The sequence below is a fragment of the Streptomyces lothianensis genome (assembly GCF_047779955.1).
Lineage (GTDB): Bacteria > Actinomycetota > Actinomycetes > Streptomycetales > Streptomycetaceae > Streptomyces.
This window is the reverse complement of sequence record NZ_JBLMKT010000045.1, coordinates 14,362-34,003: the sequence shown is the minus strand read 5'-3', so window position 1 is coordinate 34,003 and position 19,642 is coordinate 14,362. Positions and strand designations below refer to the sequence as shown.

Genomic DNA, 19,642 nt, shown 5'->3' with positions numbered 1-19,642 from the left:
GGGCGGACGAAGCGACTTTCGAAACACGCCCTAGCGCGACAGAACGCGACCCCGCAGGGAAAGTTACGGCCGTTCACCCCTTCCGGTGGCGCGACGGACAACCGTCCATCGCGCCACCGGCGTATCCGCATACGTTCGTTCCGCGGAGGGCGCCCGGAATCACGGAGCCCCAGTCCAAGGAAGAACGGGGGTGTACTCGTGCGCATCGGACTGCTCACGGAAGGTGGCTATCCGTATGTGACGGGTGAGGCCAGGCTCTGGTGCGACCGCCTCGTGCGCGGGCTCGACAGCCATGAGTTCGACATCTTCGCGCTCAGCCGCAGCGCCCACCAGGAGGAGCAGGGCTGGATCCAGCTGCCGCCCCAGGTCCATCGGGTGCGCACCGCTCCGCTGTGGACCACCGAGGACGACGGGGTGGTGTACGGGCGGCGCGCGCGCCGCCGGTTCGCCGGGCACTGGGGGGAACTGGCCGCGGCCGTCTGCACCGAAGGGAGCGCCGGGGCGGACCGTTTCGCCGCCGGGCTCTACGGGCTCGCCGAACTGGAACGCGAAGAGGGCGGACTCGCCGTCGCCCTGCGCTCCGAAGCAGCCGCCGGCGCACTCGAGAAGGCCTGCCGCGCGCCCAGCGCACCGCGCGCCGCGCGCCAGGCGCGGGTCGCCGACCTGCTGACCGTCACCGGCCTGATCGAGCGCTCGCTGCGGTCGCTGTCCCTCGACTGGTACGAGGAGGAGGAAGGCGGCCTCGGCGCGGTCGACCTCTGCCACGCCACCGCGGGCGGCGCGGCCGCCCTGCCCGGGCTGCTCGCCCGGCACTTCTTCGGGGTGCCGCTCCTCGTCACCGAGTACGGGGTACGGCTCAGGGCGCACTACCTGGGCGCCGCGGGAACGCTGAGTGCGCCCGCGCGTGCGCTGCTCGCGGGCTTCCACGGGCGGCTCGCCGAAGAGGTGTACCGGCAGGCCACGCTGATCACCCCCGGCAACACGCACGCCCGACGCTGGCAGGAGCGCTGCGGGGCGGAGCGGGCCAAGCTGCGGACCGTGTACCCGGGCATGGAGGCCGGGCGCTTCGCCGAAGTCGGCGAATCCACCGAACCCGCCGACCCCGAGACCCTCGTGTGGGTCGGCCGGATCGAACCCTCGAAGGACCTGATCGCGCTGCTCCACGCCTTCGCGGAGATCCGCAAGGAGGAGCCCGAGGCGCGCCTGCGGATCATCGGCGCCCCGGCGGACGGGCCGGAGGCGGCCACTTACCTCGCGCACTGCACGGCGCTCGCGGCGCAGCTCTTCCCCGACGAGGCGGACGGGGTGCACTCCGTCGGCGACAACCCGGTCTCCTTCGAGGAGATCGGCGGCCCCGAGGTCCCGGACCTCGCCGAGGCCTATGCGGCGGGCGGCGTGGTCGTCCTCTCCTCCGTCGTCGAAGGCTTCCCGATCAGCCTGGTCGAGGCGATGTTCTGCGGCCGGGCCACGGTGTCCACGGACGTGGGCGCGGTGGTCGAGGTGATCGGCGGCACCGGGCTTGTGGTCCCGCCGCGCAATCCGCGCGCCCTCGCGGACGCCTGCCTCGCCCTGTTACGCGACCCGGACCGCAGCGCCCGCCTCGGTGCCGCGGCCCGCGCCCGGGCCCTCGAACTCTTCACGGTCGACCAGAACGTGAGGGCGTTTCACAGCATTTACCTCGACATCCTGGCCCACCACCCGGTCCACCGCGCCCCGCTGACGGACATGGGCACCGTCCAGCCCTTCGCCAACCCGGCGGAGGTGTTCGTACCGGGCGGATGGCCCACGACGGCCGAACGGCCCCCACGAGAAGCCGGACCCAGCTGGGCCGAGGGACGAGAAGCCGTCCCCGGCCGGGCCGAGGGACGAGAGGCCGTCCCCGGCCGGGCCGAAGGAAACGGCGACGGGGCACCTCCCGAGGCCGACGGGACAGCCCCTGGCCGAGCGCCCGACGAGCCCCCCTCCGACACGGCACCGGACCCAACACCCCCCGGCGGCACAACCCCCGCCGGTGCACTCACCCCGTCGGGGGGACACGTGGCAGTTCCCGCGAGGAGCCAGGAGCCGATTCCCGCAGGGGGCCAGGGAGCGGAGCCCCCGGAGGGGTGCAGGGGCGGAGCCCCGCAGGGGGACCTGGGGCGTAGCCCCAGGAAGCAGAACCCCCCGCCCCGCGGGGGTTGTTCCTCCCCGCCTCGCGGGGAGGAACAACCCCTCGCGGACCACCCCGTGGGTGCCGGACTCACCACGGACGGTGAGCGATGACCCACATGCGCACACCACCACCCGATCCGCCCCGCGCGACCGCCGCAAACACACCGACCGGAACGGCCAACCCGGCTAGCCCCGCCAACCCCGCCAACCCGGCTAGCCCCGCCAACCCGGCCGACCCAGCCAACCCGGCCGGAACAGCCGGGAAGGCCAAACACCCCCGCGTCGGGCGCCGAGGCCCAGTGGACCCCGTCAGAGCCCTGATGCACCGGCACCGCGAGCTCTGCGCGCGGGCCGTGGATCCGCTGGAGATCGCCGCCGGGCTCGAAGCCCACGGCGTCACCGACCGGACCGCCGCCCGCTACCGGCACCGCGACGTCTTCTCGCTCGCCGAGGAGATGTACGCCCGGTCCGCGGGCACCGAGGAGCCGGGCCCCTCGGTGACACCCCCGGCCGCGGTCGCCGGACCGGGCGTCCCCGCCGGCTGGGCCGCGTTCGCGATGCTCCCCGGTGCCGTATGCGCCATCGCGGTCGCCGTACTCGACCTCGCCACCGGCACGGGCGCACTCCTCGCCGGGGCCCTGGGCGCGCTCGCCCTCGCCGTCGCCCTGCGCGTGGCGCTCCGCCACGGCCCGCTGCGCGTCGCGGGCCGCCAGGTCCCGGCGAGTCGGGTGTGGACCGCCTGCCTCCTCGCGTACGCCCTGCTCGGCGAGGGACTTCTCGGCTCGATCCTGTCCGGCGGCCCGGACGGGGCCTGGCCCCTGCACACCGCACCCGTGCTCGGGCTCGCCCTCGCCGTACTGCCCGCGGCCTGCTGCGCGCGGATCTTCGCCGTGCAGAGCGCCCGGATCCTCGCGGTGAGCCGCGGCCTCGACGATTTCGCCGCCGCCGTACGCCCTCTTCTCGGCGGAGTGCTCACGCTGTTCCTCGCCGCGCTGACGGGCCTGCTGCTCGCGATCGGGGCGGTCCTCGGCGAGGGCACCCGCGGTGCCGGACCGGCGCTCGCGCTCGGCGCGCTGCTGCTGCTCGCCCGGCTCCTGGAGGTGCACGGCTTCCCGGACGCGGGTGCCCTGGTCCTGGGCGCTGCCGTGGCGGGCGAGGTCTTCGCCCTCGCCATGGCCCTCGGCGGCCGCCTCCCCGGCTTCGGCTTCCTGTCCGCACCGGTCTCGGCGCTGGTGGGGGCCTGGGGTCCGGGTGCGGTGCCGGTCGTGGTCTGCGGCACCGGTGCGGCGGTCCTCCTGGCACACGCGATGCGCCGTCTGGCCCGGGCCTCGGCCCACGCGGAGGTGGTCCGGTGAGCGAGTGCCCGCGCCGGGCATCCCACGTCACCACCCCGCGCACCGCGAGGCACGGGACCTCGCGCACCGCTCGCCACGGGCGGGCCGCCCCGAGGCCGCGCACCGCGAAGCAGGGGCGAGCCGCCCCCGCGTGGCCCTCCTAGCCGCCGCCCGAGCGGCGGCCCCGAGCACCCCCCACATACCCCCTCCCACCCGCGTGACCGACCCCGCGGGCGGTGGGACCGAACCACTACGCAACACCCCTGAGGAGAACGGAAAGATGAGCACCCGCAAGGAGCCGGCCACGGCCCCGGAGAGGCCTGCCCTCAACAGGCCGACCCTCAACAGGCCGACCCCTGACAGTCCGACCCCCGAAAGTGCGACCCTCGACAGTCCGACCCCCGACAGGCCGACCGCCGAGCCGAACCAGCCCACCGGAGCCGCCCGATGAGGGTGCTGCTGCTGGGGGCCAACGGATATCTGGGACGCTTCGTCGCCGACCGGCTGCTCGCCGATCCGGCCGTGCAGCTCACGGCGCTCGGCCGTGGGGACGACGCCGACGTACGTTTCGACCTCGCGAGCGGAAGCCCCGGTGCGCTCACCAGGTTCCTGAACGCCGTCCACCCCGGGGTGGTGATCAACTGCGCGGGCGCGACCCGCGGCGGCGCCCGCGATCTGACGCGGCACAACACCGTCGCCGTCGCCACCGTCTGCGAGGCCCTGCGCCGCAGCGGCTGCGGCGCCCGTCTCGTACAGCTCGGCTGCGCCGCCGAGTACGGGCCCAGCCAGCCGGGCTCGTCCACGGGCGAGGACGCGATCCCCCGGCCCGGCGGCCCGTACGGCGTGAGCAAGCTCGCCGGTACCGAGCTGGTCCTCGGCTCGGGCCTGGACGCCGTCGTCCTGCGTGTCTTCTCGCCCGCGGGCCCCGGCACCCCGGCCGGTTCCCCGCTCGGCCGGCTCGCGGAGGCCCTGCGCCGCTCCATCCAGTCCGGCGACGGCGAGCTCAAGCTCGGCGGCCTCGCGGTGCAGCGGGACTTCGTGGACGTACGGGACGTGGCACGCGCCGTACACGCCGCCTCCCTGTCCGCCGCCCAGGGCATCGTCAACATCGGCTCCGGGCGGGCGGTCAGACTCCGCGACGCCGCTGCCGTACTGGCCCGCGTCGCCGGATACGGAGGCGCCCTGCACGAGCTGGACGGCGGCCCGCCCGGACGCCCGGCCATCGGCCACCCCCGTACCGAATCCGACGCACCGCCCGCCGCCTACCCCTACCCGGACGGCTGCGGCAGCTGGCAGCAGGCCGATGTGCGCACCGCGCGCGACCGGCTCGGCTGGCGGCCCCGGATCAACCTCGAGGAATCCCTCGCCGATATCTGGATGGAGGCGGCATGCCGCATCTGACCACCCCCGCCGGCACCCGGCGGTACGCGGCGGCGACGACCGTGGGCCTCGGCGCCCCCGGCTACGCCCACCCCCTGCTCGCCCCGCTGGAGTGGGCGAGCCTCGCCTCCGCGGCCGCCGCCCGCCCCGCCACACCGCTGCACTGGTCCGTCCTGAACATCGCGAACGGCCCGGGCATCCGCCCCGACCCGCACTGCCTGGAGGCGGCCGGGCGGCTGCGCAACGCGGGTTCGCGGGTTCTCGGCCATCTCGACCTCGCGCACGGCGCCCGCCCGTTCGGCGAACTCGTCTCGGACGCGCACCGCTATCTGGACTGGTACCAGGTCGACGGCTTCTACGCGGACCGCGCCCCGGCCGGGCCCTCCGCCCTGCCTCCGACCCGCCGGATCACCGCCACCCTGCGGGCCCTGCGCCCCGAGGGCCACCTGGTCCTCGGCCACGGCACCCACCCGCATCCCGGATACGCCGAAGCCGCCGACCAGCTGGTCACGTTCAACGGGCCGTGGAGCGAGTACCGCTGGTCACAGGTGGCCGAGTGGACCGCCGACCACGAGCCGGGGAAGTTCTGCCACCTTGTGCACGGCATGCCGCGCGGCCACCTCGAAGAGGCTCTGCGGATCGCCCGCTGGCAGGGCGCGGGCACGATCTGGTTCACCGACCGCACGGCCCGCACGGCCCGCACGGCCCGCACGGCCTGCACGGACGGCACCTCCCTTACCGACCGGACGGCCGCCCCCTTCGAGGCCATGCCCGGTTACTGGGACGAAATCGTCTCGCACATCGGACACGGTGTCTCGGAATGAAGAAGGCTGTGGCAGCGTTACGGGGAGAACCACTGTTCGCATACCGATCTACGGAGTTCCCGTGTCGCTGCCACCCCTGGTCGAGCCTGCCGCAGAGCTCACCGTCGACGAGGTCCGCAGGTACTCCCGCCACCTGATCATCCCGGATGTCGGGATGGACGGGCAGAAGCGGCTGAAGAACGCCAAGGTGCTGTGTGTCGGCGCCGGCGGCCTCGGGTCCCCGGCGCTCATGTACCTGGCCGCCGCCGGAGTCGGCACCCTCGGCATCGTGGAGTTCGACGAGGTCGACGAGTCGAACCTGCAGCGCCAGATCATCCACAGCCAGTCGGACATCGGCCGCTCGAAGGCCGAGTCGGCGAAGGACAGCGTCCTCGGCATCAACCCGTACGTGAACGTGATCCTGCACGAAGAGCGGCTCGAAGCCGAGAACGTGATGGACATCTTCAGCCAGTACGACCTGATCGTCGACGGCACCGACAACTTCGCCACGCGCTACCTGGTCAACGACGCGTGCGTGCTCCTGAACAAGCCGTACGTCTGGGGCTCGATCTACCGCTTCGACGGCCAGGCCTCCGTCTTCTGGTCCGAGCACGGCCCCTGCTACCGCTGCCTCTACCCGGAGCCGCCCCCGCCGGGCATGGTTCCCTCCTGCGCCGAGGGCGGCGTCCTCGGTGTGCTCTGCGCCTCGATCGGCTCGATCCAGGTCAACGAGGCCATCAAGCTGCTCGCCGGCATCGGTGAGCCGCTGGTCGGCCGCCTGATGATCTACGACGCCCTGGAGATGCAGTACCGCCAGGTCAAGGTCCGCAAGGACCCCGACTGCGCGGTCTGCGGCGAGAACCCGACCGTCACCGAACTCATCGACTACGAGGCGTTCTGCGGCGTCGTCTCCGACGAGGCCCAGGAGGCCGCCCTCGGCGCGACGATCACTCCCAAGCAGCTCAAGGAGTGGATCGACGAGGGCGAGAACCTCGACATCATCGATGTCCGCGAGCCGAACGAGTACGAGATCGTCTCGATCCCGGGCGCCCGTCTGATCCCGAAGAACGAGTTCCTGATGGGCACCGCCCTCCAGGACCTCCCGCAGGACAAGAAGATCGTCTTGCACTGCAAGACGGGTGTCCGCAGTGCGGAAGTCCTCGCGGTCCTCAAGTCCGCGGGCTTCGCGGACGCGGTCCACGTCGGCGGCGGCGTCATCGGCTGGGTCAACCAGATCGAACCGGAGAAGCCCGTCTACTGACGGTTCCCTTGCCTATGGCCACGAGGGCCGCGCCTCCCGTGAAGGGGGACGCGGCCCTCGCGCGCGTATGAGCGCGTGTGTGCTGGAGCTGCCCGTGCGGAGTGCTCGGCGCTACTCGCAGACCTTCCCGTCCGCGGGCACCTTGCCCTCCAGGAGGTACGCGTCCACCGTGTCCGTCGCGCAGCCGTTCACGCCGTACGTGCCGTGGCCCTCACCGTCGACCGTGAGGTTGATGCCGACGCCGTCGCCCAGCGCCTCGGCCATCTTCTGCGCGCCTTCGACCGGCGTGGCCGGGTCGCCGGTGTTGCCGATGACCAGGATCGGGGGCGCGCCCGGGGCGGAGACCTCGGGGGTCTTGCGTTCGCCGTCGACCGGCCAGTCCGTGCAGCCCATCAGGCCCCAGGCCATCGAGGCGCCGAAGACCGGTGAGGCCTTCTCGAAGGCGGGCAGGTGGCGCCTCACGTCCTCGTAGTCGAAGCGTTCGCTGCTGTCCGCGCAGCGGATCGCCGCATGGGCCTGCGACATGTTGTTGTACTCGCCCGTCTGCGGATCGCGGCCGCTGTAGACGTCGGCGAGGACGAGCAGGACCGAGCCCGTGCCGGAGGTCTGTGCCTCCTGGAGGCCCTGGGTGAGGTACGGCCAGGTCTCCTCGCTGTACAGCGCCGCCGCGATGCCGGTCTCCGCCAGGCCGCGGGTGAGTTTGCGGCCGGGAGTGTTCGTCGGCAGCGGGGAGGACTCGGCCTTCTCGAGGAGCGCGGTGATCTCCGCGGCGCCCTTCTTCGGATCCTTGCCCGCGTCCTTCAGATAGTTGTCGAGGGCGAGCTGGAAGCCCGCAGCCTGGGCGAGGCTGCCCTCGACCTGGCCCTCGGTCGGGTCCACGACCGCGTCGAAGACCGTGCGACCCAGCTTCTCGGGGAACAGGTGGGCGTAGACGCCACCCAGTTCCGTACCGTACGAGATGCCGAAGTAGTTGAGCTTCTGTTCGCCGAGCGCCTCGCGGATCAGGTCCATGTCGCGGGCCGTGTCCGAAGTCCCCACGTGCGGGAGCAGTTTGCCCGCCTTCGCCTCGCAGGCCGCGATCTGCTCCAGGCCCTCGGCGGTGTACTCGGCCTCCTCGGCGGCGGTCTCGGGCGGACCGTCGTTCTCCTGCGAGAGCCGGTTCATCTCCTCGTCGTCGAGGCAGCGCACCGTCGCGGTCTCGCCGACCGCACGAGGATCGAAACTCACCAGGTCGTAGCGTTCGTTGAGCTTCTCGTAGTCCCCGGCGGCCATCGGCAGTGTGGAGACGCCGGAGCCGCCGGGCCCGCCGAAGTTGTACAGGAGCGCCCCGATGCGCTGGTCCGGTTCGGTGGCGGGCTTGCGGATCAGGGCGATCTCGATCTTCTCGCCCTCCGGCTTCTCATGGTCGAGCGGCGCCTCGAGGGTGCTGCACTCCCAGTCGCTGCCCGGCGCCTCGCCCATGCCCTGATTGGCGGTCGGCGCCTCGCAGCGGGTCCAGTCGACGGTGCTCGTGTCCGGTACGCCCTTGCCGCCGCCCTTCGACGAGGAGCCCGCGGAGTCCTCCGTACCGGAGGACGAGGTGCAGCCTGCGACGAGCAGTGCCGCGGCGAGCGCGGAGGCCGCGTACACCACCGGCTTACGGGTGGAAGGCGTACGGCTGGGAGGCGTACGGGTGGAAGGAATACTGGTGGAAGGAGTACGGGCGGATATGGAGCGGGACGTGCGGGGCATTACGAGCAGACCTTTCCGTCTTCCGGGACCTTGTGGTCGAGCAGGTAGTCCTCGACGGTCGAGTCGACACACGCATTGCCGCCACCGTAGGCGCCATGGCCCTCGCCCTCGAAGGTGAGGTGCACACCGACGCCCTTGCCCAGCTCGTCGGCCATCTTGCGGGCGCCCTCGAACGGCGTCGCCGAGTCACCCGTCGTACCGATGACGAGGATCGGATCGGCGCCCGGCGCGCTCACCTCGGGCGTCTTGTGCTCGCCGGCGACGGGCCACTCGTGGCACCAGCCGGCCGCGTCCCAGCCGAGGAAACCGCCGAACACGGGGGAGATGTCCAGGAACTGGGGCAGTAGCTTCTTCGCCTGCGCGGGAGTCGGCCGGACCGAGGTGTCGGCGCAGTTGACGGCGCGCTGCGAGTGCATCGCCGTGCCGTACTTCCCGGAGGCGTCACGGTCGTTGTACGAGTCGGCGAGCGCGAGCAGCGGCGAACCGTCGCCGTCCTCGGCGGCCCGCAGCGCGGCCGTCAGCTGCGGCCAGCTGCTCTCCGAGTACAGGGCCTGGGTGATGCCCGTCGTGCCGAGCGTCTCGTTCAGCTCGCGGCCGCCCGCGGCGGGCAGCGGCTTCCTGTCGAGGGACTTCAGGAGCGCGGCGATCTCCCGCGTGCCCTTCTCGGGGTCCTCGCCCGTCGACTTCAGGAAGTTCTCCAGCGCGCGCTGGAAGCCGCGGGTCTGGTTCTTGGCGTGCCCGACGATGTCCGCGCTCGGGTCGACGACCGCGTCGAGGACGAGTCGGCCCACCTTCTCGGGGAACAGGTGGGCGTAGGTGCCGCCGAGTTCGGTGCCGTAGGAGTAGCCGAGATAGTGCAGCTTCTCGTCGCCGAGGACGATCCGCATCAGATCCATGTCACGGGCCGCGTTCGATGTGGAGACATACGGCAGGATCTCGCCGGACCTCGCCGCGCAGCCCGCGCCGAAGGCGGCCGCGTCCTCGAAGTACGCCTTCTCCTCGGCGGCCGTGTCGGGCGTGACGTCGATCGTGGTGAAGGCCCGCTCGGTCTCCTCGTCGCTGCGGCACTCCACGCCGCTGCTGCGCGCGACACCGCGCGGATCGAATCCGATCAGGTCGTAGCGCTCCTGCAGGGCCCCGTAGTTGGGCGCGGCCGCCGGGAGGATGTCCACCCCGGAGCCGCCCGGGCCGCCGAAGTTGAAGAGCAGTGAGCCGATCCGTCTGCTGTCGTCGCGGGCCTGGCTGCGGACCAGGGCCACGTCGATCGTCTCGCCGTCCGGGTCCTCGTAGTCGAGCGGCACCTTGAGGTCCGCGCACTTCCAGGCGCTGTCCGAGGCGCCGACCCCGCCGGACTCGCAGTCGCCCCACTCCAGGGTCTGGCCGGTGAACTTCTCGGGCAGGCCCGAGTCATCGATGAGGCCGGAGGACTCGGCGGAGGTGTCCTTCGAGGCCGCGCTCTTGTCGTTCCTGCCCGGGGTGCCGTCGTCGCTGCAGCCCGCGAGGAGCGAACCGGCGAGGAGGGCAGCCGCGGCGAGCGCGGTCGGACGCGAGAGGGGGCGGCCCGTGCGAGGCCGCCTTCCGCGGGCCCGGCCGGTCCCGGTCCGGTCGGCGGCCCGGTCCCCTGACGTGCTTGGCATGTACGACGTCCCCCCTTTGAGCATGAATATCGTCATCCTAAAGGCGCGACCATGCCCGGGGCGGTTGCGGTCCTGCGAAGATTCACAGTGCGGGCCCGCTAAGAACACACCGTCCCCGACTCGGGCAGCTTCCCGTCGAGGAGATAGCCGTCCACGGCCTCCCGTACGCACTTGCTGCCGCTGTCGTACGCGCCGTGCCCCTCGCCCTTGTACGTCAGCTCGATCCCCACCCCGTCACCGAGAGACTCCACCATCCTGCGCGCCCCTTCGTACGGGGTCGCCGGATCACCGGTGTTGCCGATGACCAGGATCGGCGCCGCACCCTCCGCACTCACGTCGGGGTGCTCGGCCGCGCCGTCCACGGCCCAGTCCTCGCAGCCGAGCATGCCCCAGGCCAGATAGTCGCCGAAGACCGGCGAGGCCGCGCGGAAGTCCGGCAGCTTCGCCTTGACGTCCTCGACGGTGTAACGCGGCTTGTCGTCCGCGCAGTTGATGGCCACGTTCGCCGCCTGGATGTTGCTGTACGTGCCGTCCGGATTGCGGCCGCTCATGGCATCCGCGAGCGCCATCAGGATCCGCCCGTCACCCTCGTACGCGCTCTCCAGGCCGTCCGTGAGGTACTCCCAGAAGTCCTTCGAGTACAGCGACTGCGCGATGCCGCTGGTCGCGGCGGTCTGCGTGAGCTCGCGCCGTCCGATCCCGGGCAGCGGCTCGGAGTCCAGGTCCTTCAGGAAGTTCGTGATCCGCGACTGAACGTCCTCGGGGGTGTCGCCCACCGGGCAGTCCTCGGCCTGCGAGGTGCAGTCCTTCGCGTAGTTCTCCAGGGCGAGCTGGAAGCCGGCGGCCTGGCCGAGCGAACCCTGCTCGGGGGACTCGGTCGGGTCGACCACGGCGTCGAAGACGGCGCGGCCCACGTTCTCGGGGAACAGGTGGGCGTACACGCCGCCCAGTTCGGTGCCGTAGGAGATGCCGAAGTAGTGCAGCTTCTCGTCGCCGAGCACCTGGCGCATCAGGTCCAGGTCGCGGGCGGCGTCCGTCGTCGCGACATGCGGCAGGATCGTGCCGGAGCGCTCCTCGCAGCCCTCGTTGTGGGAGCGGACGCTTTCGAGGAGTGTCTTCTCCTCCGCCGCGTCGTCGGGGGTCGCGTCCTGCTGGTTGTACGCATCGAGCTGGGCGTCGTCCGCGCAGGTCACCGGGTGGCTGCGGCCCACGCCGCGGGGGTCGAAGGAGACCAGGTCATAGCGGGTGCGGAGCTTCGCGTAGTCCGTGCCGAAGGCGGGGAGGGCGGTGACTCCGGAGCCTCCGGGGCCGCCGAAGTTGAAGACGAGGGAGCCGATGCGGTTCTTGTCCGTGGCGGCCCTGGCGCGGACGAGCGCGATACCGATCGTCTCGCCCTCGGGGGCGTCCCAGTCGAGAGGGGCCTTCATCGTGGCGCACTGCCACTCGGTTCCTGCGGGGAGGGGGGACGGGGGTTCGCCGCCACCCTGTTCGGGGGTGGGGGCGGGGCAGGGCTTCCAGGTCAGCTCCTGGGCGGAGAGCCCCACGTCCTCGGTGTCGGCTCCGGGTCCGGCTCGGTTGGTGTCCGCGCCGCAGGCGGTGGCGGTGGCGATGAGGGCGAGGGCCAGGGTGAGGCGCGCGACGCGGGGGTTGGGCATGCCCCCATCCTGCGGCTGCCGACCGGGGCGCGCCCTCGGCGCGGTCCGTCCGTGTGACCGGGGGACCACCCAGCTGTGGGCAGTCGTGCCGCAGGGCGGAGCCCACCCGTTCCCCCTACCTAGCTGTGGGCAGTCGTGCCGCAGGGCGAGTGGGGTCTCCCCTGCTCAGTGGGGTCTCCCCTGCTCGAGCGAAGCCGAGAGCTTGGGGAAGGAGTTGAGAGCTTGGGGAAGGGTGGGCACAGCGGCACCCCCACCGGCGGGCAGCCGGGCCACCCACCCGCACCCACGGCCGGGGAGGCCCCCCGGGCACGACCGTCCACCGCGAGGTGGGGCGTCAAAGCGCTCCCTTGCGGGTCAGGTAGTTGAACGCGAGCCACCCCGGCAGCACAGGCAGCCAGAGCGTCAGGGCGCGGAAGAGCAGCACCGCCGGCGTGGCGATCGAGGCGGGCACGCCCATGATGCCCAGACCCGAGATCAGCGCGATCTCCACCGCCCCGATACCCCCGGGCGTCGGCGCCGCCGACCCGATCGCGTTGCCCGCGAGGAAGACCACCGCCACCTTGGCCAGACTGATCTCCGTCGTGTCCGCGCCGAAGGCCCGCAGCGAGGTGTCGAGGCAGAGCACGAAGCAGGTCGTGAGCAGGAGCATGCCGCCGATGCCGGTGAGGAGCTTCTGCGGCCGCTGCAGCACATCCAGCATGCGCGGCACGACGCCCGCGAACAGCGACCGCACCCGCGTGGAGACGAACTTGCGCAGGAACGGTACGGCGGTCACGACGAGCACGAGCACCGCGACCGTGAGCAGCCCGGCGATCACGGCCCGCGAGGGCGTGAAGTTCGTCGTGTTCTCCGTGCCGGTCAGATAGCCGAACGTGAGCAGCAGCAGGATGTGCGAGGCGAGTCCGAACAGCTGTGAGGCGCCGACCGAGGCGACCGCGAGCCCGGAGCGCACCCCCGCCCGCTGCAGGAAGCGCGTGTTGAGCGCCACGCCGCCGACCGCCGCCGGTGCCACGACCTTCACGAAGGACCCGGCGACCTGCGCGGCCACCGTCCGCAGCCACGGAATCCGCTCGGGTACGAATCCGAGCAGGCTCATCGCCGCCGCCACATAGCTCAGCGCGGAGAACGCCGCCGCCGCGAGCACCCAGTGCCACTTGGCCTCGATCAGATCCCGCAGCGGCACATTGGCGATCTGCGAGACGAGGAAGTACGCGGCGAACGCGCCCGCGATCAGACTGATCAGGGTGCGCGGCTTGATCCGCTCCAGCTGCGCCGGTTCGACCGGCGCCTGCGGACGGATCAGGAGCACCTCGTGGCGGATCCGGGTGAGCAGATCCTCCTCGCGGGCCCCTTCGCGGGCCTCGTCGGCGGCCCGCTTCTCCGCCTGCCGTTCGGCCTTGCTGGTCTTGCGGAGCAGTTCCTGGCCGCCGTCCTCGGCGACCTGTGCTTCCTTCGCCTTCCGGGAGGCTTCGAGTACGGCCTCCCGTTCCCGCTGGGCCCGCTCGCGGGCGAGCCGGCGCAGCACCGCCCGCGTGGAACGCGAGAGCGCGATCGGCTGGAGCAGCGGCAGACAGTCCGCCACGGTGTCCCCGCCGAGCACCGCGGCCGACGCGGCGACGGCCCGCCCGGCCCCGACCCGTAGCCCGAACGTGGTCAGGAGCTGCGCGATGTCCATGCGGAGCAGCAGGTCGCCGGCGGCGATCTCGCCGCCCCGCAGATCGGTGATGATCACCTTGCCGGAACGATCCACCAGAATGGCGTCGCCGGCCAGCCTGCGGTGGGCGATGCGCCGTGACTGCAGCGCCTCCACCTGCCGCCAGGTGTCCCGCATCAGCCCGTCGGTGATCTCCTCGTCGGCAAGGGTGTCCAGGGAGCGCCCGCCCACGTGCTCGTAGACGAGCATCACGGCATCGGGGCCGAGCTCGGAGGTGGCGATCAGCTTGGGTGCGTTGGCGCCCGCCGCGATCGCCGCGTAGGCGAGCAGTGCCTCCTGCTCCAGGGCCTGCCGCAGCGAGAGCAGGGAGCGGCGGGTGGTCAGCGAGCGCAGGGTGAGCCTGCGCCAGACCCGGTAGAAGAAGCCGTGCGCCTGCTGTTCGCGGTCGACGACCGTGATGTCGAGCGGCGGTCCGTCCTCCCGGGTCACGAAGTAGCGCCGCCCGCGGTCGCCGCTGTCCGGGGTGGGTGCGTCCGGCAGCTCCTCGACGCGGGACGCGCTCACCGGCCTGAAGCCGACGTGGCGCAGTCCGCTGAGCAGGTTCTCCGCGGTGGGGCGTACGTTCGGCGAACCCACCGCGTACATCGTTCCGTACGCCACCGTCCAGCCGATCAGGACGGTCAGGATGATCGAGAACGGTGTCGTGTACCCGGCGACCAGCATCGAGACCGCGTCGAGCAGCAGCACCGCCCACAGCAGCACCCGCCACCGCGGCCGCCGCGAGAGCCCGACCGCCGTCATGTACGCGATCACCGGCGCGAGATAGCCGTGCACCGGATCGGTCAGGTTCCCCGCGTCGTTGAAGCGGGTCAGCGCGTCCTTCACGGACTCGGGGGCGCCCTGGGCGACCCACAGGTCGGTGGCGAGGGTCACTCCGTGCGCGAGCACGGCCGCGAGCACGCCGTCGGCGATCCTGAGCCCGTCGCGTTTGATCAGCCGCTCGATCGCGAACGCCACCGGCACGAGCAGCACCGCGATGCTGGAGGCGAGCCCGGCGAACTTGATCAGCGCGTCCGGGGCCTCGCCGGTCCGGGTGGCGATGTCCTCCTCGAGACCCGAGGTGGTGCCGTGCGCGAAGGCGGCGATGGCGAGCAGCAGCGCGATCGACAGGATGCCGACGAGCAGGCGCATCAGGTCCGAGGGCCGGTGCACCCGTGCGGGCAGCAGCGGCTCGTCGTCCTCGACCCGCTCGGCCTTGGCCGGCTCGTGACTGTGGGCGGGCTTCACCGTCTGTGCTTCGCTCATCTCGTGCGGGGCAGTGCCCGGCTTCTCGTACCGGGCGTCCGTGCCAGGATCCGGCTTCTCGTACCGGGCGTCCGTGCCCGGATTCGGCTTCTCGTGCGGGTCGTCCGCGCCGGGTTCCGGCATCTCATACGGCTCCGGACCCAGCCTCTCGTACGAGCCGGTGCTCCGCTTCTCGTACGTTTCCGGGCGTGACGAAGCCGCGGGGGTGCCGTCGCCCTTCACGGGCTCCGCCCCCTGCTTGCCTTCGGATTCCGTGGCTTCTTGATCTCGTATCACCAGTCACCGCCCGGATGATGGTGGCACGAGCCGCCGACGCCAGGGGGCATCAGGGTGCAGTCGGGAGACGCAGAGTGCCCTGCTTGTGCGTATTTGCCCCGCACCAGGGGTTGTCTCCCGTGTCCTGCCCGGTCGGCCGTTTCCCGGCATGCCTCCGGCTGTCGGTGGCGTACGGCACCATGGAGCGGATGAGTGAACGGAGCATGAGCACACCCGTGGACGGCGAGGAGCCCGCCCCCGCGGACGGCGGGCCGGGTACCCGCGCGGCCCCGGAGTACCCGGAGTACCCGGAGTACCCGGAACTGCCCGAGTACGTGGAGCGCGTGCTCGAAACCGCCGAGCGGATCCCGCCCGGCAAGGTCATGACGTACGGCGATGTCGCCGAATGGCTCGGTGCGGGCGGCCCCCGCCAGGTCGGCCGGGCGATGGCGCTCTACGGCGGCCCGGTCCCGTGGTGGCGCGTGGTGCGCGCGGACGGGGTGCTGCTGCCCGGCCACGAGCGGCGGGCGCTGGAGCACTACCGGACCGAGGCCACACCGCTGCGCACGGCCGCGGACGGCAGCCAACGGCTCGACATGGCTCGGGCGCGCTGGGACGGCGCGCCCGCGGAAGGGCCCACTCACACATGACAGCTTCCGGTATCCGGCGGCCGCAGGTGCGATGGCGGGCCCGTTGGGATGAAAGCGCGCCAGGATACGGCCCGCGGCCGGGCCGGGCGGGCGAAGCGGGGGAACGGGGCGGACCCGGGCGCCCACTGGCGTAGCGTTCCCCGCGGCAGTCCGCGCCGCGGCTCTCCCCGCGGTCACCGGACCGCCACCGCCCCCGGCGCCCCCGCCACGGCCGTACGGCCACAGCGACCGCCACGCTCCGCGCGGCAGCACCGCCCACGACACCCGCACCACCCACGACACCCGCACAGCCCCCGGCACACTCCCGACCCCCGTACACCCACCAGGACCGGCGATCCACGTGAGTTCCTCCACTTCCGACCGGCGCACTCCGGACACACAGTCCGGCACCAGTCGCGCGCCGCGTGCCCTCGGCGGGGCGGCGGCGGGCGACGGGTGGGCGCGCCCGGGGAACCACGGCACGTTCAGACTGGTGCGCACCCGTCCGCCGCGCGTGGACCCCCCTCGTCTTGACGCAGCACAGCGCGCGGTGGTTGACCACGAGCACGGACCGCTTCTCGTCCTCGCCGGACCGGGCACCGGCAAGACCACCACCCTGGTCGAGGCGGTCACCCGGCGCGTGGAGAGCGGGACGGATCCCTCCCGCATCCTCGTCCTCACCTTCAGCCGCAAGGCGGCCGTCGAACTGCGCGACCGGATGGCGCTGCGGATCGGCGGCGTACGGGCGCCGCAGGCCTCCACCTTCCACTCGTTCTGCTACGCCCTGGTCCGCGCGCACCAGGAGGCCGACCTGTTCGTGAACCCGCTGCGGCTGCTCTCCGGCCCCGAGCAGGACGTGATGGTCCGCGAACTGCTGGAAGGCGACCTGGAGCTTGCCGCATCGGGGCACGGCCGGATCAGGTGGCCCGAGGACCTGCGGGCCTGCCTCACCACCCGCGGCTTCGCCGACGAGGTGCGCGCGGTGCTCGCCCGCAGCCGTGAGCTGGGGCTCGGCCCGGACACGCTCGGTGCGTTCGCCCGCCGCACCGGCCGCCCCGACTGGGCGGCCGCGGCCGGCTTCCTCGCCGAGTACCTCGACGTCCTCGACGCGCAGGGCGTCCTCGACTACGCCGAACTCGTCCACCGCGCGGTGCTCCTCGCCCGCCGCCCCCAGGTCGCGGCGGAGCTCGCGAGCCGCTACGACGCGGTGTACGTCGACGAGTACCAGGACACCGACCCCTCCCAGGTCCGCCTGCTCCAGGCACTCGCCGGCGGCGGCCGCACCCTCGTCACCTTCGGCGATCCGGACCAGTCGATCTACGCCTTCCGCGGCTCCGACATCAACGGAATCCTCGACTTCCCGGACGCCTTCCCCCGTATCGACGGGCGCCCCGCACCTGTCGAGGTCCTCACGACCTCCCGCCGCTCCGGCTCCGCCCTCCTGGGTGCCACCCGGCTGCTCACCCGCCGGATGCCGCTGCCCCGGCTCCCCGTCGAACAGGTCCGCCGCCACCGTGACCTGTCGGCCGTGCACGAGGGCGGCACGGCCGAGGTGTACACGTACCCGACCGCGGGCACCGAACTCGACAACATCGCCGACCTGCTGCGCCGCGCGCACCTGGAGGACGGTGTGCCGTGGTCGGAGATGGCGGTGCTGGTCCGCGCGGGCACCCGCACGATCCCCACGATCCGCCGCACCCTGACCGCCGCGGGCGTCCCGCTCTCGATCGACGGCAACGACCTGCCGCTCCGCGAGGAGCCCGCCGCCGCAACCCTGCTGCTCGCACTGCGCGTCGTCGCGGAGGCGGAGCTCACGCCCGCGGCGGGGGAGGGAAGCGGACCGGAGGACGACGCGGACAACCCCGTACGGGCGAAGGCCGGCCTCCGGGACGGCCACGATGCGGCGGCCGTACAGGACGACCCGCCGCCCCCCGCCTGGCTCCCCACCGAAACCGCGCTCACCCTCCTCACCTCCCCGCTCGCCGGCATGGACCCCGCCGACCTGCGCCGCCTCGGGCGCGCCCTGCGCGAGGAGGAGCGGGCCGGCGGCAACCGCACCCCCCGGCCCTCCGACGAACTGCTCGCCCGCGCGCTCGCCGAGCCCGAGCGGCTCGCCGCGCACGATCCCTCGTACGCGCGGGGCGCCCAGCGCCTCGCCGCACTCCTGCAGAAGACCCGCGCGCTGCTCGCCTCGGGCAGCACCGCCGAGGAGGCGCTGTGGGAGCTGTGGAACGGCACGCCCTGGCCGCAGCGCCTGGAGCGCGCCGCCTACCGCGGCGGCGCGGCCGGGCGGAACGCGGACCGTGACCTCGACGCCGTGTGCGCCCTGTTCGCCACCGCCGCCCGCGCCGAGGAGCGCACCGGCGGGCGCGGCGCGCTCAACTTCCTCGAAGAGGCCGAGGCCGAGGACATCGCCGCCGACACCCTCACCAAGCGCACCGTCAAGCCCGACGCCGTACGCCTGATGACCGCGCACCGCTCCAAGGGCCTGCAATGGCGGCTCGTCGTGGTCGCCGGTGTGCAGGAGGGCCTCTGGCCCGATCTGCGGCGCCGCGGCTCGCTCCTCGAAGCCGACCGCATCGGACGCGACGGCCTCGCCGAACCGCTCACCCCGGGCGCCCTGCTCGCCGAGGAACGCCGGCTCTTCTACGTAGCCGCCACCCGCGCCCGCGAACGCCTCGTGGTCACCGCCGTCAAGGCACCCGCAGAGGACGGTGACCAGCCCTCGCGCTTCCTCACCGAACTCGGCGTCGAACCCAAGGACATCACCGCCCGCCCGCGCCGCCCCCTTTCCGTGGCCTCCCTCGTCGCCGAGCTCCGCTCCACCACCGTCGACCCGCGCGTCTCCGAGGAACTGCGCGAGGCCGCCGCCCTGCGTCTGGCCAGACTCGCCGCGCTCAGCGACGAGGACGGCCGCCCGCTGGTGCCCTCGGCGCATCCCCACCGCTGGTGGGGCATGTACGAGCCCACCCACAGCAAGGTCCCGCTGCGCGACCGCGACCGGCCCGTCGCCCTGTCCGGCAGCGCACTCGACCAGCTCGCCAACACCTGCGCACTGCAGTGGTTCCTGGGCCGCGAGGTCAAGGCCGACAGCCCGGCCACGGCAGCCCAGGGCTTCGGCAACGTCGTGCACGTACTCGCCGACGAGGTCGCCTCCGGGCGCACCCCCGCCGACCTCGACGTCCTCATGGCCCGCCTCGACTCCGTCTGGGACGCCCTCAGCTTCGACGCCCCCTGGAAGTCCGTCCAGGAGAAGCGGAACGCCCGCATCGCCCTGGAACGCTTCCTGCGCTGGCATGTCGACTCCAACGCGGCCCGCACTCCCGTAGCCAGCGAACACGGCTTCGACGTCACCCTGGAGACCGGCGAGGTCGAGGTCCGCATCCGCGGCTCCATGGACCGCGTCGAGACCGACGCGCAGGGGCGTGCGTACGTCGTCGACTTCAAGACCGGCAAGAACGCCCCCACCGCCGCCGAGGTGGAACGCCACCCGCAGCTCGCCGTCTACCAGCTGGCCGTCCGCGAGGGCGCCCTCGACGAGGCCTTCGACGGGCAGCGCCCCGAGACCGGGGGCGCGGAACTCGTCCACCTGCGCCAGGCCGCCCCCAAACGCGAGGGCGGCGAGGCGCTGCCCCGGGTACAGAGCCAGGGCCCGCTCGCGGAGGGCGAATGGGTCGGCGACCTGCTCGCGAACGCCGCGGGCAAGGTCCTCGACGAACGCTTCACCCCGTCCTCGGGCCAGCATTGCACCCACTGCTCCTTCCAGGCCTCGTGCAGCGCCCGCGCGGAGGGGCGGCACGTCGTCGAGTGAGCTCGGTCGAGCCGCCTGGACCTGAGCTCGGGGAAA

General features: G+C 72.7%; 11 protein-coding genes. 7 read left to right on the top strand and 4 right to left on the bottom strand.

All coding sequences use genetic code 11. From position 1 onward, the window contains the following. Positions 1-198: 198 nt before the first annotated feature. The 5 genes from ACLF6P_RS16455 (at position 199) to moeZ (ending at position 6,929) form a co-directional block, all read left to right on the top strand. Positions 199-2,262, top strand: a complete 2,064-nt coding sequence (locus tag ACLF6P_RS16455) for a DUF3492 domain-containing protein (protein WP_415951095.1) — start codon at positions 199-201, stop codon at positions 2,260-2,262. Positions 2,263-2,450: 188 nt separating this feature from the next. After that, entirely contained in the window at positions 2,451-3,506 is a 1,056-nt protein-coding gene (locus ACLF6P_RS16450) for a hypothetical protein (protein WP_415951094.1), read from the top strand. Between the two features lie 426 nt (positions 3,507-3,932). Continuing rightward, positions 3,933-4,886, top strand: coding sequence for an NAD-dependent epimerase/dehydratase family protein (locus ACLF6P_RS16445; RefSeq protein ID WP_415951093.1), 954 nt, complete (start codon positions 3,933-3,935; stop codon positions 4,884-4,886). Further along, positions 4,874-5,689, top strand: coding sequence for a spherulation-specific family 4 protein (locus tag ACLF6P_RS16440; protein WP_415951091.1), 816 nt, complete (start codon positions 4,874-4,876; stop codon positions 5,687-5,689). Before ACLF6P_RS16445 ends, ACLF6P_RS16440 begins: the two co-directional genes overlap by 13 nt. Positions 5,690-5,750: 61 nt before the next feature. Beyond that, positions 5,751-6,929, top strand: coding sequence for an adenylyltransferase/sulfurtransferase MoeZ (moeZ, locus tag ACLF6P_RS16435; RefSeq protein WP_415951090.1), 1,179 nt, complete (start codon positions 5,751-5,753; stop codon positions 6,927-6,929). Positions 6,930-7,040: 111 nt separating this feature from the next. On the opposite strand, the gene ACLF6P_RS16430 is transcribed toward moeZ, so the two are convergent. From ACLF6P_RS16430 to ACLF6P_RS16415, 4 genes are all read right to left on the bottom strand, one after another. Beyond that, positions 7,041-8,660, bottom strand: a complete 1,620-nt coding sequence (locus ACLF6P_RS16430) for an alpha/beta hydrolase (protein ID WP_415951088.1) — start codon at positions 8,658-8,660, stop codon at positions 7,041-7,043. Beyond that, positions 8,660-10,297, bottom strand: a complete 1,638-nt coding sequence (locus tag ACLF6P_RS16425; protein WP_415951086.1) for an alpha/beta hydrolase — start codon at positions 10,295-10,297, stop codon at positions 8,660-8,662. Before ACLF6P_RS16425 ends, ACLF6P_RS16430 begins: the two co-directional genes overlap by 1 nt. Before the next feature lie 98 nt (positions 10,298-10,395). Then, the gene (locus ACLF6P_RS16420) at positions 10,396-11,952 is read right to left on the bottom strand and encodes an alpha/beta hydrolase (protein WP_415951085.1); all 1,557 of its coding nucleotides are present in this window, start codon (positions 11,950-11,952) and stop codon (positions 10,396-10,398) included. Between the two features lie 334 nt (positions 11,953-12,286). After that, complete coding sequence (locus ACLF6P_RS16415; RefSeq protein ID WP_415951083.1) at positions 12,287-15,034, bottom strand: lysylphosphatidylglycerol synthase domain-containing protein; 2,748 nt, start codon at positions 15,032-15,034, stop codon at positions 12,287-12,289. Between the two features lie 356 nt (positions 15,035-15,390). On the opposite strand from ACLF6P_RS16415, the gene ACLF6P_RS16410 reads away from it, so the two are divergent. Beyond that, a complete protein-coding gene (locus ACLF6P_RS16410) occupies positions 15,391-15,816 on the top strand; it encodes an MGMT family protein (RefSeq protein ID WP_415951081.1) in 426 nt (141 codons plus the stop codon). A 472-nt stretch (positions 15,817-16,288) separates the two neighbouring features. After that, a complete protein-coding gene (locus ACLF6P_RS16405; protein WP_415951079.1) occupies positions 16,289-19,606 on the top strand; it encodes an ATP-dependent helicase in 3,318 nt (1,105 codons plus the stop codon). The last annotated feature ends 36 nt before the right edge of the window (positions 19,607-19,642 follow it).